Genomic DNA, 14,980 nt, shown 5'->3' on the forward strand with positions numbered 1-14,980 from the left:
GTGCACACTCTTTTTCAAGTGTCCACTCCACAGGTACCATATTACTATGTTCATCCCTTGGAAAATTCCTGATCCATTTATTCGCCTCATTTCCATTACCGAACAAGCAACGGGTTATCAATTAGCCTTAGCTAGTGTCAATACGATTGCTACTTGTCCCAAATGTCACTGCCGTGTATTTGTTAAGCTAAAACTGGTTCTTACGCACTTTTGGTGAAAGCTAGTGACTCTTATTTTTCGGGTATAGTATCGAAAAGGAATGATTTACATGCTAATCCCTTGGCAAGCACCCGAAAAACATCTTTCGCTTTTGTTACTTCAAACAACTCAACAAGAGATCCACATCTATTTACGATTAATCAAAACAGCGGCATGTTGCCCATCGTGTGGGACACGAAGTCAAAAACAACACAGCTTCTATTCCCGTAAATTGCAAGACCTTTCAATCAGGATGCAACACGTACAAATCCACTTACAATCGCGGAAATGGTTTTGTGTTGAACGATTTTGTACGCAACAAATTTTCACAGAACGTTTCACCTGGCTTCAGCCATATGCAAGGAAGACAGAGCGACTGCAACAATTTTTAAGACAGTTGGTCTTTTCGATGAGTTGTCGACAAGCGGAACGAATCATACAACCCTATTTGCGTAGAGTGAGTCATGATGCTTTTTTGAGATTGATACGTGCGACAACAATTGAACTACCTCATACAACAGCGATTGGCATCGACGATTTCGCCTTTCGTAAAGGTGCGGATTATGGCACGCTGATTTGCGATCTAACTACCCACCAACCACTCGCGATTTTACCTAGTCGAACGAGCACAGTAGTCGAAAGTTGGTTAAGGACTCAGCCGCAGCTTCAAATTGTTAGCCGAGATGGTTCTAAAACCTATCGTGAAGCGATTACGGCAAATTCGTCGATTACACAAGTAAGCGATCGATGGCATTTAATCAAAAATGCGAAAGACACACTGTTTAAATGGCTCGAGCAAAAGCTACCTACTCAAATCGAATGGCATCAACTAGGTGATGAAGACGTTGTCCAACCAGCCGCAGAGAAACCAATTGACGAACCGAAATGGCAGCTCATCCAGCAAGTACAACATGATTACAAGGCAGGGATACGTATTACGCAACTTACTAAAAGTATCAACTAAGCCGAGGAACGATCTATAACTATTTGAAAAAACAATCGCCTCCAAGAAAAACGAAGCGTAAAATCAAGACAGCTCAGCTAAAATTACAGCCGTATTATGAAGCAATCATGGCATATGATGCCGAGCATCTCACACTGAACCAAATTCTAAAAAAAATCCAAACAATAGGTTATGATGGTAGCCGCTCAGCATTGCGTCGTTTTTTGGACCCCTATCTGGCAAAGAAAAAGGCAAAAGTCGCGCAAACCATGTTGTATCGTATTTCAAGAGCACGACTTTCCCACTGGATTTGGAGGGGGTTCAATACACTTACTGAGGAGCAAAAAGAAGTGTTACGGCATTGCCAACAGCTGTATCCTTTTCTTCAACCGATTGAGCAACTGATCCAAAGCTATCGATCGCTTTTTGACAAACGAGATGTGAAATGTTTACTCAACTGGATGAATAGACAACTGACAAATAAAAATTCACCATTGTATCGCTACAGTATTGGCTTACGGTTAGATTTAGCCGCTGTCAAAAATGCGTTTCAATTACCCTATTCCAATGGTTTAGTAGAAGGGCAGGTAAATCGACTGAAATGGCTCAAGCGTATGATGTATGGTCGTGCCAAACCAGATTTATTAGAAAAACGCATGCAATATCGTCTGTAATATTATTTAAAAATAACGTTGGATTTCAGTTATATATAGGCAGGAATGTTTTCACCAAAAGTGCGTAAGAACCTTTTTTATTTTGCACTAAACAAGCGAGCTTTAATTCTTCTAACGCAGCAGGGATTTGATGTTCAGGAAGTAGCACAATTTTACGCATCTTTTTTCTTCGTTTCGTATCTGATAGCACAAGTATACAGGAAAACAAGAAAAAGAGCTTTTGACTATAAATTTTAATCACCGTCTATATAGAAATACTTATGTCCCAGCCTCTTCTTAACTTTTATATATAATTGCCGATAATTTTAATATATAAGAAGAGTATAAGAGAGAAGGAGCTTTTGAATGTATCTTGATGAAAATATAAAATTATTAGGTAAAAATCCCTTGAATAGTATAGGAGAAGCATTGGAGTCAGACTTTACATTGCAATATATTGGTACTAGAGAAAAAATAGATTTTTTTGAAGATAAGATAGGAAGATTAATAAAAGTCGAAGATTGTTTTGAAGATAGTAACCAAGGGGATATTCGTATCCGCCAAATGGTTTTTGCCTTTGGTATTAACTCGCCTAATGAATTGAATAAATTATATAGAACATTAAATCGAACGTCAGTTTTGATTGTTATAGAACCTAATCCTACTTTATTTAATGTAGCTTTAAATACTAAAAAGCTAAAAGTTTTTGAAAATGATAATGTGATTTTATTTGCTAATAAGATTGAATTTTTCCAAGCATTTTTGTTAAATATAATGAGCGACTTTTATTATTTTTCATTAGTAAATAATACGTGTTTTTATCTTACAGATTATTATCGAAATTATGATTTTGAAATTACCAGGGCATTCATAAAAAATATTCGTCAGAATATAAAATCTCAAGTAACACTTACTGGTAATAGTATAGAAGATGGATTAGAAGGTCTTGAAAATAACTTTAATAATATTTTATATATGCTAAAATCTAAAAATCCACATTTTCTTAAAGATAAATATAAAGATAAACCTGCAATCGTTATTGCTGCAGGACCTTCTCTAGAAAAAAATATAGAGTATTTAAAACAAGCAGAAGGAAAAGCTATTATATTAGCTGTTGATACTGTAATCAAGAAAGTCTTGAAAATGGGTATAACTCCAGATTTTGTATGCTCATTAGAGCGTATTCCAGAAGTGTATGATTATTTTTACAAGGATACTATTATACCTGAAAAAGTAACTCTTGTAGGACCATTATTGCTAGATAGTCGAATCTTTGAGGAATATAAAGGTAATTGGATATTACCTTACCGAACAGAAGTTGCAGAATACAAATGGTTAAGACATATAATGAAGGCAACGGGTCATACAGGAATGCTAATGGGAACATCTTGTGCACATGTTGCTTTTGGTATGGCGCAACATTTAGGAGCCTCTCCAATTATTTTAATTGGTCAGGATTTAGCTTATGGAGAAGATGAAAGTAATTCACATGTAAGCGATACAATATATGATACTTTAGAAAAGAAGCCTCAAGTAAAGAGTGATGATTATATTGAAGGTTACTATGGTGGACAAGTAAAAACTACAGATATTTGGTTGATGTTTAAAACGTGGTATGAGAAAACGATTGATAAATATAACTTGAATGTAATCAATGCTACTGAAGGTGGCGCGAAAATTGGAATGACAATTCAAATGTCTTTTAAAGAAGCAATTGATAAATATTGTAATAACGATATCGATAGTGTGTATTCAATAGTGGAAAGTATACCTACGTACGAATTTTCTAAAATAGAGTTACAAAAATCTTTTGAACATGAATTAGCAGAGTTTAAAAAAATTCGAGAAGAAGCAGAAGGTTATATAGATAGATATAATAAGATGGAGATAAATGGATTAACTATCAGAGATAATTTAAATACTATTCAAAAAGAGCTTGATTTATTTGATTTATTTGTTCAAAAATCGACTAGTCATCCTTTAATGATTCACAATATACAGGGCTTTGTTTTAAAAACAAGTTGGGATTTAAGTTCGATTGAAGATGTTATATCAGTGGATACTTTATCTGCTAAAAAAGCTGTTCATATTAAATTTTTAATTGTTATAATATCGACAATTCAAAAGATTGAGAAACTTTTTGAACTTGTAATTAATAAAATTAAATTTTAAAATATTATTTAAAATGAGGTAACATTCAATGTTAAAAGAAAAAACAATCTTAGTTACAGGTGGCACTGGCTCGTTCGGTAAAAAATTCATTACGAAAGCGCTCACACTTGGCGTGAAAAAAATTATCGTATTCAGTCGCGATGAGCTAAAGCAATACGAAATGAAGCAAGAGTTTCAAGATGAGCGTATTCGCTTCTTTATTGGCGATGTTCGCGATAAAGACCGTCTATATCGCGCGTTTGATGGCGTTGATATTGTCATTCATGCTGCGGCGATGAAGCACGTAGATGCATGTGAATACAACCCGTTTGAAGCGGTAAAAACAAACATTCACGGTGCGCAAAACATTATTGAAGCTGCGATTGATCGCGGCGTAGAAAAAGTAGTAGCATTATCGACGGACAAAGCATGTTCACCAGTGAATTTATACGGTGCGACAAAGCTTGCTTCTGATAAGCTATTCGTGGCAGCAAATGCCTATGTCGGTGAAAAGAAAACACAATTTTCGGTTGTACGTTACGGTAACGTAGTCGGTAGTCGTGGCAGTGTTGTACCGTTCTTCAAAAAAATCCGTGAAACAGGCGTTGTGCCGATTACCGATGAGCGTATGACACGCTTTTGGATTACGTTAGAGCAAGGTGTACAGTTTGTATTAGATAGTTTAGTGCGCATGCAGGGCGGCGAAATTTTTGTGCCGAAAATTCCAAGCATGAACATTATGGATTTAGCAAAAGCGATCGCACCGGAATGTAAAACGGAAATCGTTGGCATTCGCCCAGGTGAGAAATTGCATGAAGCAATGATTATGGAAGACGATGCGCGTCATACGTTGGAATATGATACATATTACGTCATTTCCCCTGAATTATCTTGGTGGAATCCAGCAGACGGTGTACAAGGCAATACGTTACCAGAAGGATTTGCTTATACGAGTGATAATAATACAGAGTGGTTGACGATTGAGGAATTGAAACAATTAGTGGAGGAAATGTAGTCGACAAGACTGCATTTTTTTCAATTATGAAGCATAGAACAACGATTAGAAAACAACAAGTTGAATTTGTTGATGCAACAAAAGAGCATATGCAATTAATTTATAAATGGCGTAATCAATTATTTATACGAGAAGTGATGTACAATAGTGAACATTTGCAATGGGAATATCATATTAAATGGTTTGAAAATAATTTAATAGACGACCAAGTTTATATGAAGATTTTATATTATGAAGGTATGCCATATGGACTAGCAAATTTTCGATTAACAGATAATCAATCTAATCTAGGGGAATGGGGATTCTATATTGGGGTAAAGGAAGCACCGAAAGGGATGGGCATGTTATTAGGATATTATATGTTGCAGTTTTTATTCGAAGAAGTAATGATAAGAAAGGTATGTGCAGAAGTAATTGACTATAATGAACGAAGCTTGCATTTTCATAAAAAAGTAGGGTTCACTCAAGATGGTCTATTACGTAAACATATTTTAAAAAATGGCGAGTACTGTGACATTTATTTATTTAGTATATTTAAAGATGAGTGGCTAAAAATGAAAAGTGAACTTGAAAAAATGTTATTTACGGAGTGATTAGATGAAAACAATTGCTATTATTCAAGCCCGCGTCGGTTCATCACGCTTACCTGCAAAAGTGCTAAAGCGACTTGGCGATGCGGACGTATTAAGTTATGATATCGCTCGCTGTCGTGCAATACAAGGTGTAGATGAAGTTATTATTGCAACGAGTGATTTGCCACAGGACGATGCAATTGCGAAATGGTGTGAGGAGCATCATGTCGCGTGCTTCCGAGGTTCAGAGGAAGATGTATTAGATCGTTACGTGCAATGCGCGAAGCAATATGAGCCGGATTATGTTATGCGTGTAACGTCAGATTGCCCGTTTGTCGATTATGAAATGGCATCTGAAATCGTTGAGCTAATGGCACATGAACGAAAAGATATTGTGTTACTGCAAGGCGAATTACCACGTGGATTAGCGGTAGAACTCATTGCATACGACGCATTGCTAAAAATTCATGAAGTCGGAAAAGAGCCACGCCATCGTGAGCACGTAACGTACTATGCATACGAGTATAGTGAGCAATTTGAAGCAGTAAGGTATACAGTACCGAGCAATCGACAAGCACCTGAGCTACGCATTACGCTTGATACAGAAGAAGATTATGACATGCTTTCAAAAGTGGCAGCGTACTTTAATGATCCACTCGTTTCCAGTGTCGACGTTATTCGTTATTTACAAGAAACGCCTGAAGTAGCGAGTATTAATGCACATATTGAACAAAAGCCGGTGATATAGATGAACATAGTTATTCGAGCGGATGCTTCCGTTACAATTGGTAGCGGTCATGTAATGCGTTGTTTAACGATAGCAAAAAAGCTACGAGCAGCAGGCTGTGACGTTGCATTTTGGATGGAGCGATTAGAAGGTCATTTAATTGATTACGTGGCGCAACAGGGGTTTCGTTGTATTGAAGAAGCGGAGCATGCACAGCTTTATATTGTGGATCATTATGGGTTAGGAATTGAATGGGAGCGAAGCATTCGACCGTTTACGAAAAAGCTTGCAGTTATTGATGACTTAGCGCGCGAGCATGATTGTGATTTGTTGCTCGATCAAAACGTTGTGCCACATTTTGCGACGCGCTATGACGGGATTGTGCCAGCACATTGCGTAAAGCTACTTGGACCGACTTATTTAATAATGCGTGATGAGTTTATTGAAGCGCGAGCAAAACTGATGCCGCGAAGTAAAAACGTTGAGCGTCTCCTTATTTTTATGGGTGGAACGGATCCGACGAATGAGACGATGAAAGTGTTAGAGGCGTTAAAAAATCATCACTTTGCGCATGTCGATGTTGTTGTTGGTAACGGCAATCCAGTGAAAGAACAAATTGCAGCGATTTGTCATGAGCGAGCATATCATTATCATTGTCAAATTGATTATATGGCGCAGTTAATGATACAGGCAGATTTTGCAATAGGTGCAGGTGGGTCAACGCTTTGGGAACGCTGCTACGTCGGGTTACCTTCAAGTTCGACCATCGTTGCCGATAATCAAAGTGAGACGACAACTTTAGCGCATGAGCTACAAGTTACGATAAATTTAGGATGGCACGAGCACGTAACGGCAGAAACGTATGCACAGCTGCTACAATATATTGCTGTAGGGTATATGAGTGAAAATGGATTACAGCTCACTGCTACAGATAAGCCGAACGCTTGGTGTCATAAAGTGTTGGAGCTGATAACATGATTAAAATTGGACAAAAAGAAATTGGACGACATACGAAGCCTTTTATTATTGCCGAAATGTCGGGCAACCATAACCAGTCGTTAGAGCGTGCACTACATTTAGTAGAGCTTGCGGCTGAAGCGGGTGTCGATGCATTAAAGTTACAAACGTACACGCCTGATACGATTACACTCGACGTACATACAGGTGAGTTTTTCATTCAAGATGATGCGAACCTTTGGAAAGGGAACTCACTGTACAATTTATATAAAGAAGCATACACGCCGTGGGAATGGCATGAAGCGATTTTTAATAAAGCAACAGAGCTTGGCATGTTAGCATTTAGCTCACCATTTGATGAAACAGCGGTCGATTTTTTAGAAACGTTAAACGTACCTGCGTACAAAATTGCATCATTTGAAAACGTTGATTTACCACTTATTCGCAAAGTAGCACGCACTGGCAAACCGACGATTATTTCAACAGGTATGGCAACAGCATCAGAAATTGACGAAGCTGTGCGTGCATTCCGAGCAGAAGGAAACGACCAGCTCATTTTATTAAAATGCACGAGCACGTATCCTGCAACACCTGCGAACTCAAACATCGCAACAATTCCACATATGCGCGAGCTGTTCCAAACAGAAATCGGTTTATCAGATCATACGATGGGTGTCGGTGTATCGGTGGCAGCAGTCACGCTCGGTGCAACGGTAATTGAAAAGCATTTCACGACGTCTCGTGCAGACGGCGGCGTCGATTCAGCGTTTTCAATGGAGCCACATGAGTTAAAAATGCTCGTAGAAGAAACTGAGCGCGCATGGCAAAGTTTGGGGAATGTCACATACGGACCGACTGATGCAGAGAAGGATTCAACAAAGTTCCGCCGTTCACTTTATATCGGGGAAGATTTACAAGCAGGCGATGTATTAACGGAGCAAAATGTGCGTAACGTTCGACCAGGGCTAGGTTTACCAACGAAATATTATGATTTAGTGTTAGGGAAAGCGATTAAGCAAGATGTGAAAAAAGGTACGCCTTTAAGTTGGGAGTTATTAATATAAATTTAAAATAGTTGAGGTGAACAAAAATGGTTAATTTGCGTAGAATCACTGAACAAGATTTAAATATGATTATGGAATGGCGAATGTCACCAGAAGTTACAAAGTATATGTATACAGATCCAATACTGACATTGGATGGACAAAAAAAGTGGTTTGAAGCAATTCAAAATGATGATACATGTCGCTATTGGATAATTGAGCTGGATAATCATTTACCAGTAGGTGTTTTAAACTTAATAAATATAGACTATATTAATCAAAAATGTGATTGGGGGTATTATCTAGGCTCTTTAGAAGCTAGAGGTAAAGGTTTAGCAAGAATATTAGAGTGCAATATTTTAGATTATGTATTTTATGAATTGAAATTAAATAAACTATGCTGTGAAGTTTTTTCTTTTAATGAGGCTGTAGTTGAAATCCATAAGAAATTTGGTTCTGTAGTAGAGGGTGTATATAAGGATCATATTTTTAAAAATGGACAGTTTTATGACGTAGTAAGCATGGGGATTACGAAGCATAGGTGGGAATCTTTAAAAAAAGTAATGAATTATGAAAGGTTACACATTGAGCTTTAATAATGTGTAAATTAAAATTATGAAAAATTATGATTTTATTTCCTATGGTAAGCAAAGCATCGACGAAGAAGACATTCAAGCAGTAATCGATACGCTGCGCTCACCGTACTTAACACAAGGTCCAAAAATTGCAGAATTTGAGCGCGCAGTGGCGGATTACGTCGGTGTGAAGTATGCAGTGGCATTTTCAAACGGCACAGCGGCACTTCACGGCGCGTGCTATGCAGCAGGTGTCGGTGAGGGTGATGAGGTCATTACGTCACCGATTACGTTTGCGGCAAGTGCGAATTGTGTACGTTACGTCGGTGGAACAGTTGTGTTTGCAGATATTGATGAAAAAACGTACAACATTGATCCAAATGAAGTGCGAAAACATATTACACCGAAAACAAAAGCAATTATTCCCGTTGATTTCACAGGGCAGCCTGCGGATATTGATGAAATGATGAGCATTGCGAACGAGCACAATTTAGTTGTCATTGAGGACGGGGCACATTCACTTGGTGCGACGTATAAAGGGCGTAAAGTTGGGCAAACTGCGCATATGACGATGTTTAGCTTCCACCCTGTAAAGCCTGTCACAACGGCTGAAGGTGGCATGATTGTTACAAATGACGAAGAGTATTACAAAAAGCTACTTCGTTTCCGTAGTCATGGTATTGAGAAAACAGAGTATGCCGCTGAACAAGGTGATTGGTATTACGAAATGGTTGACCTTGGTTACAACTATCGCATGACGGATTTACAAGCGGCACTCGGTGTATCACAGCTGAAAAAACTAGACGACTTTATCGAAAAGCGCGCACAAATTGCAAAGCAGTATGACGAAGCGTTTTCAGGTCATGATGGTATTACGACACCATATCAGCTAGCAGGCACACAATCGGGCTGGCACTTATATATGGTACAGCTTGAGCGAGCAAATCGTAAGGACGTGTTTGAGAAAATGCGCGCGGCGAATGTTGGTGTGCATGTGCATTACATTCCCATATATTGGCATCCGTACTACGAGCAGCTCGGCTATAAGCGAGGGCTATGTCCTGTGGCAGAGGCATGGTATGAGAAGGCGTTGACGTTGCCGATACATCCAGCTTTAAAGCAAGAAGAAATTAGTTATATTATTGAGCAATTTAATATGGTTATGAAAAATAATTTATAATGTAGATAAGATAATCAACTTCTAACGGTTATCACCGATATAAAATACATTATGAATTATAAAGGAGTCCCCCTAATGGCAGAGAACATAGTAGCGTTAATTGAAGATACAAAAGTATCGTATTACGAATATGTAGTGAAAATTGAAGATGGTTGTACACGTATTGTGGCAGCTCTTAAAGCAGATCAGCTAGCAGAAGGTTTACGAGGTATCGTAGATTTAAGTGAAGGGTTATCATGGTTAATTGAAGCAGAGACGTTATTAAAAGGTCAGTCACTACATATTAACAGTCCAATTTCTTCAGTTGTGCCATTATTTGAAAAAATCAATGTAGCGATTGAGGCAACGAATTATAATGAAGTGATTTCATTAATTGAAGATGAACTAAAGCCGTTATTTAAAAATGCGGCTGATTGGCAGTTTGAAGAAGTCATTAGTTAATTTATTGCTCACTATTTTTCAAACATGAAGGAGCCCACATGGACGATGATGTGTTAAAATTTTTAATCGAGCAAGTGCAATGGGCGAAAGAGCAAGAGGTAATACTAGCAAAGATTGAAGGCAAGCTGCGAGTGATGCGAACGTTAGCACAATATCGCTTACAATATGTGTTAACTGCTCAAGAAATCGTAAACCTTCAGCAACAGATAGATGTCCTTCAGTTAGAAATTGATGAGCTTGAGCATCAATTGAATTCGAATATCGTGCATTGAAAAAGCATCGCGCTTAGGAACATTCCTTTGGCGCGATGCTTTTTTCATTTTTTGCGATCGTAGTAGCGACCGTCCATCGTTTGAACGTTGGCGTAAGGATTAGCGTATCGCTGTTCCTGTGCCTTTAATGTACGTAAATCACGTAAGTCAGCCTTTATTTGCGTCATGACGTGCTGCAGTCGTTCGTTGATGCCTTTATCAAGCTCTGCTAATGTACGGTGTAGACGATTATTTTCATCGTACTTAAACTGTGCATCTTGTAGCGCATCAATTAAGTCACCACGTTCGTCAAGCTTATCATGTATAGCTGTAATGAAAGCATCTCGGTTTTCACCTGTAACGGTTTGACCGAGCTGCTCATATAGTTTAGCAGATAGCTGTAATAGTTGCTGTAGTTGTTGTTCCATCGTCATCGCCTAACTTATTACGCTGTTGTGCCTGACATGAATAATGTCGATTGCTCGTTTGCTTTGTTAATCGCAGTTTCCATAGCTGTGAATTGTTTCCAATATCGTTCTTCGATCATTTTAATTTTGTCTTCCCATGTACTAATACGTTTATCTAAATTATCTAAGTTACGACCGATTGAGAACGTATTTTGTGCTGCAGAATCTTTACCAGCTTTTACTTCGATTTGATCCTCGAACTTATCTAAAGACTTACGAATTTGTTGGATTACACCTTCTGGCTCGCCTTCAGTAGAGTTTGAGAATACTTTAAATACTGCTTCTTCATCTTCTAATAACGCTTTACGTAGCTTGTCCTTATCTAGCTCAAGCATACCGCCGTCATTATAGTTTTTCGTCGTCGTAATACCGATTTCACTTAATGTATCGTAGTTTTTACCAGATTGACCTGCGTTTGAATAAATGATTGAGCGTAAGTCTTGTAAGCCTGAAGCAACTGTTTGGTCACGGCGGATTACACCGCTTTTCGCGATTTTTTCCCACTTCTCAATTTCATCTTCAGACATATCTTTCTTTTGCTCTTCTGTTAACGGTGCATAGTTACGGTTTTTCGTTTCGTTAATCGCATCATGTGTTGATTTAATGAACGCATTGTAGTTGTTAACGAATTCTTCTACTTTGTCGATGAAGTTGTCAACATCTGTTTCAGCCTTTAATGTAATTGGTGGCACATTTAAGTCATTCGATTCGTTAAATGTTTTGTTTAACGTCACTTGGTAGCCGTTAATTTCGAACGTGTTTGAGTTACGTTCAAGCTCTAAACCGTTGTAAGTAATAACCGCATTTTGACCAGCAGATGCTACAGAGTTTGGACTATCTCCGAATTTGCTATCCGTTAAATCGCCTGCGCTATTGAAACCTAATTTTTGGAATAATCCACCTGAATCGCTTTCTAAATAAATGCTTGTATCAACCTCATAAATTGAAGCGCCATTTGTTGTTGATAAGCTTCCTTTATCAGCTGATACGCCACCTTCACTGCTTTCGTACACTTTACCAAGACCTGTCGCCTTTGTAGAGATTGAAAGACTACCACTACGCTCATCGTAATAAGCGTTTAAGCCTGTAGAAGAGTTGTTTAATTTCGATACCATCGTGCCAATCGTATCGTCCTTCGTTAACGAAATCGTAACGTCTTCCATCTTGCCGCTATCCTTTAAAACTTTCATTTTTAAATCAACAGTATCTTGACCAGCTGGGAATAAATCAGCTAATGCGGCTGTGTCTGAAAGCTTTGTATTGCTCGCTGTACCTTCTTCAAAAACACCTGCAGATTTAATTGTTGCTGATGTTGCTAATTGCTTCACGCTTGAAATTGCAAGTGTACCTGTTGCGCCAGCAGAAGCTGTAGCAGATACTGCATCGTTGCTTGATGTTACTGTTTTCTTAATTAAATGTGATTGTAGCGTCATATTTAATGAAGAATCACGTAACGTTTTGTTGTTTTTGTTAATTGTACGTAACGCATCACGTTGCCATTCGAACGTTTGCTTTTGCTGTTGGAACTTGTCAAGTGGTGCTCGTTCAGCTTGCATCATCTTTGCAACGATACTATCGATGTCCATACCAGACGCTAAACCGCCAATTCGCATACTCATTTATAAAACCTCCATTTTTTCTTTAAATTTTTTCATCAACAATCATCCCAGCCATTTTTTGAAGCTCATAAAAAGCATTTAATAAGCTCTCTGGTGGAATTTCTTTAATGACTTCTTCTGTTTTTGCATCCACTAAACGTACAAAGTATTTGTCTAAACCTTCATGTAACACGAATTTTGCAGCTTTATTCGTTGTGTTTAGTAATTCGTTCACTGCCTCCATTGCAGGTTCAAGCTTTTCTTTCATCGCGGGTTTGTCTAATGAAGAAAATTTAATAGCAGTTGGCTCAGTAGTTGTTGAAGCTGCTTCTTTTTTTTGTTTTGGCTCAGCTTGTGAGCTTGTAGTTGCTGAAGGTTTAATAGAAGACTGATGTACAGATAAGCCTATATTACTTTGAGATGCAACGCGCATAATGTTCCCCTCCAATTTATACTAAATAGTTTGCGATGCTTACGTTTTTTATCGGTTATAAAATCACAACATTGACACTTTGGTGCTATTACAAATTTCTTATTTTATGTCGATATAAATTTGAACAGAAATATGCGACGTATTCCCCTTTCGATATGTAAATTTGATAGTGGAAATCACGCATTATTCAATATATACGACGGAGGGCAACAGGATGAAAAAGAAAAAATCACGTACCGATCAGCTAGCGAAAATCTCGATGAGCACCGCATTAGTCGCAAGTACGTTAACGATAATGACACCTCAAGCAGAGGCGAATCAATTTAGCGATGTAGACGAAAAAAGCTCCCATGCAGCAAATATTTATGCATTGGCGAACCAAGGTGCTATTCATGGCTATCCAGATGGCACATTTAAGCCGAATGCGCATGTGACGCGAGGTCAAGCGGCTAAAATGATTGCAAATGCACTTGGCTTACAGGCGACATCGACTGCACCAACATTTGAAGATGTGCCGTCAACGCATCAATATTATACGCATATTTCAGCCCTTGCCGAAGCAGGAATTATTAATGGAGATAATGGAAACTATCATCCAAATGCTTCATTAACACGTGGTCAAATGGCAAAAATTATTGCTCGTGCTTTTGAGTTAGAGCTTGGCGGAGAGCATTTATTTTCAGATGTTCCGAAAAATCATGAATTTGCGCCATATATTAACACGTTAGCACAGTTTGATATTACGACAGGAAAAACAGAAACAACATTTGCGATGGGGGATTTTGTTACACGTGCACAAATTTCCTCGTTCATTGTTCGTGCACAACAAGCAACGACAAAAGATCGTATTGAAGGAACAATTGAAGCGATTTCTGCAGATGGTGTAACGATTAATGGTAAAACGTATAGTGTTGGTGAAGCCGCATCATTTTTACAAGCAGCACAAAATGAAGATGCGTTAAACGGTGCAACAGTACAAGTTGTAATAGAGAAAAATGAAATTCAACGAGTAGTAGTGCTTTCATTAACACAAGGAACAACTTTTGATGGACAAGGTGCAGTAGTCGAGCAATTCAATGCACCGACGACATTAACAACATTAAAAAACATCACTGCTACAACAGTACATCAAAAAATTAGCAACCAGGGAGTAACGTATGAGAAAGTGGTCGCGCAAAATGCAACGTTAGATGTTGTAAATGTTGCAGTTGCTTCAACGAGTGCGCTAGTTTGGCAACAACAACGGCTGAATTTAATTGATTCCCAATTAACAGATGTAACATTCCAAGGGCAACAAATCGATGTAGCGTTAGACGGAGAGAGTAGCATTGAAAATCTTCGTGCACTACTAGCAAGCTTTTTAAAATTAAATGGTGATTTCCAAAATGTGTATGTAGGACAAAACTTACAAATAAATGGTATGGGTAAAGTTGAACAGCTTATTTCAAATGGAGCAACAGGTGAGTTGACGACAGTGAATACAGGGTTAACGATTCGTTTTGTCACAATTAACGGCACTGAGTACACATGGCAGCAAGCAGTTGCACAATTTGGTTTTAATAATGGTAGTACAACGTCAAATCGTCCTCCTGTAAACAACATTGTTGGTGGTACATCGAACGGTAATACGGGTGGTGGTTTATCAAATGTAGGTAGCACACCGAACAGTAATGATTCATCAGCAGGTGGTCAACAAACTGATTCAGGCAACGAGCCGGAGCAACCAGGTGAAGGCGGCAGCGACCCAGGAACCGATCCAGAGCAACCAGGTGAAGG

The 14,980-nt window shown here is 38.4% G+C and carries 16 protein-coding genes and 1 pseudogene; 14 read left to right on the forward strand and 3 right to left on the reverse strand.

Annotated features, from left to right (window positions below; all coding sequences use genetic code 11):
• Positions 1-268: 268 nt before the first annotated feature.
• From A6K76_RS17280 to A6K76_RS11155, 13 genes and pseudogenes are all read left to right on the forward strand, one after another.
• Positions 269-490, forward strand: a pseudogene (locus A6K76_RS17280) (transposase family protein); the annotation flags it as partial.
• A gap of 183 nt (positions 491-673) precedes the next feature.
• Positions 674-1,162, forward strand: coding sequence for a transposase (locus A6K76_RS17055; protein WP_245671982.1), 489 nt, complete (start codon positions 674-676; stop codon positions 1,160-1,162).
• 23 nt (positions 1,163-1,185) lie between these two features.
• Entirely contained in the window at positions 1,186-1,815 is a 630-nt protein-coding gene (locus A6K76_RS17285; RefSeq protein ID WP_066465071.1) for a transposase, read from the forward strand.
• A gap of 345 nt (positions 1,816-2,160) precedes the next feature.
• Positions 2,161-3,966 carry a motility associated factor glycosyltransferase family protein gene (locus A6K76_RS11110; protein WP_066465075.1) on the forward strand — a complete coding sequence of 602 codons (1,806 nt, stop codon included), beginning with the start codon at positions 2,161-2,163 and terminating at the stop codon, positions 3,964-3,966.
• A gap of 28 nt (positions 3,967-3,994) precedes the next feature.
• Positions 3,995-4,960 carry a UDP-N-acetylglucosamine 4,6-dehydratase (inverting) gene (pseB, locus tag A6K76_RS11115; RefSeq protein WP_066465077.1) on the forward strand — a complete coding sequence of 322 codons (966 nt, stop codon included), beginning with the start codon at positions 3,995-3,997 and terminating at the stop codon, positions 4,958-4,960.
• A 26-nt stretch (positions 4,961-4,986) separates the two neighbouring features.
• The gene (gene pseH, locus A6K76_RS11120; RefSeq protein ID WP_066465079.1) at positions 4,987-5,553 is read left to right on the forward strand and encodes a UDP-4-amino-4,6-dideoxy-N-acetyl-beta-L-altrosamine N-acetyltransferase; all 567 of its coding nucleotides are present in this window, start codon (positions 4,987-4,989) and stop codon (positions 5,551-5,553) included.
• Between the two features lie 4 nt (positions 5,554-5,557).
• Positions 5,558-6,280, forward strand: coding sequence for a cytidylyltransferase domain-containing protein (locus A6K76_RS11125; RefSeq protein WP_066465081.1), 723 nt, complete (start codon positions 5,558-5,560; stop codon positions 6,278-6,280).
• Positions 6,281-7,237: a UDP-2,4-diacetamido-2,4,6-trideoxy-beta-L-altropyranose hydrolase gene (pseG, locus tag A6K76_RS11130; RefSeq protein ID WP_066465083.1), complete on the forward strand. Its 957-nt coding sequence runs from the start codon at positions 6,281-6,283 to the stop codon at positions 7,235-7,237.
• On the forward strand, positions 7,234-8,280 hold the full coding sequence (gene pseI / locus A6K76_RS11135; protein WP_066465084.1) for a pseudaminic acid synthase: 1,047 nt from the start codon (positions 7,234-7,236) through the stop codon (positions 8,278-8,280). The genes pseG and pseI overlap by 4 nt, the downstream gene beginning before the upstream one ends.
• A gap of 26 nt (positions 8,281-8,306) precedes the next feature.
• Positions 8,307-8,855 (forward strand): UDP-4-amino-4,6-dideoxy-N-acetyl-beta-L-altrosamine N-acetyltransferase, encoded by a 549-nt coding sequence (gene pseH, locus A6K76_RS11140; RefSeq protein ID WP_066465085.1) that lies wholly within the window; start codon positions 8,307-8,309, stop codon positions 8,853-8,855.
• A gap of 19 nt (positions 8,856-8,874) precedes the next feature.
• On the forward strand, positions 8,875-10,014 hold the full coding sequence (gene pseC / locus A6K76_RS11145; protein WP_066465088.1) for a UDP-4-amino-4,6-dideoxy-N-acetyl-beta-L-altrosamine transaminase: 1,140 nt from the start codon (positions 8,875-8,877) through the stop codon (positions 10,012-10,014).
• Positions 10,015-10,089: 75 nt separating this feature from the next.
• The gene (locus A6K76_RS11150; RefSeq protein ID WP_066465090.1) at positions 10,090-10,455 is read left to right on the forward strand and encodes a hypothetical protein; all 366 of its coding nucleotides are present in this window, start codon (positions 10,090-10,092) and stop codon (positions 10,453-10,455) included.
• 38 nt (positions 10,456-10,493) lie between these two features.
• The gene (locus A6K76_RS11155; RefSeq protein ID WP_066465091.1) at positions 10,494-10,727 is read left to right on the forward strand and encodes a hypothetical protein; all 234 of its coding nucleotides are present in this window, start codon (positions 10,494-10,496) and stop codon (positions 10,725-10,727) included.
• Positions 10,728-10,771: 44 nt separating this feature from the next.
• On the opposite strand, the gene fliT is transcribed toward A6K76_RS11155, so the two are convergent.
• Genes fliT through A6K76_RS11170 form a run of 3 tightly spaced genes read right to left on the reverse strand, consistent with a single transcriptional unit; the run spans position 10,772 to position 13,204 of the window.
• The gene (gene fliT / locus A6K76_RS11160; protein WP_066465092.1) at positions 10,772-11,134 is read right to left on the reverse strand and encodes a flagellar protein FliT; all 363 of its coding nucleotides are present in this window, start codon (positions 11,132-11,134) and stop codon (positions 10,772-10,774) included.
• Between the two features lie 17 nt (positions 11,135-11,151).
• Positions 11,152-12,792, reverse strand: a complete 1,641-nt coding sequence (fliD, locus tag A6K76_RS11165; RefSeq protein WP_066465093.1) for a flagellar filament capping protein FliD — start codon at positions 12,790-12,792, stop codon at positions 11,152-11,154.
• A 22-nt stretch (positions 12,793-12,814) separates the two neighbouring features.
• Positions 12,815-13,204 (reverse strand): flagellar protein FlaG, encoded by a 390-nt coding sequence (locus A6K76_RS11170; protein ID WP_083995405.1) that lies wholly within the window; start codon positions 13,202-13,204, stop codon positions 12,815-12,817.
• Between the two features lie 214 nt (positions 13,205-13,418).
• Here A6K76_RS11170 and A6K76_RS11175 point away from each other — a divergent pair.
• Positions 13,419-14,980, forward strand: a 1,562-nt coding sequence (locus A6K76_RS11175) for an S-layer homology domain-containing protein (RefSeq protein WP_139108688.1), incomplete at its 3' end; no start/stop codon positions are given.

Origin of the sequence: Caryophanon latum, assembly GCF_001700325.1 — a bacterium.
Lineage (GTDB): Bacteria > Bacillota > Bacilli > Bacillales_A > Planococcaceae > Caryophanon > Caryophanon latum.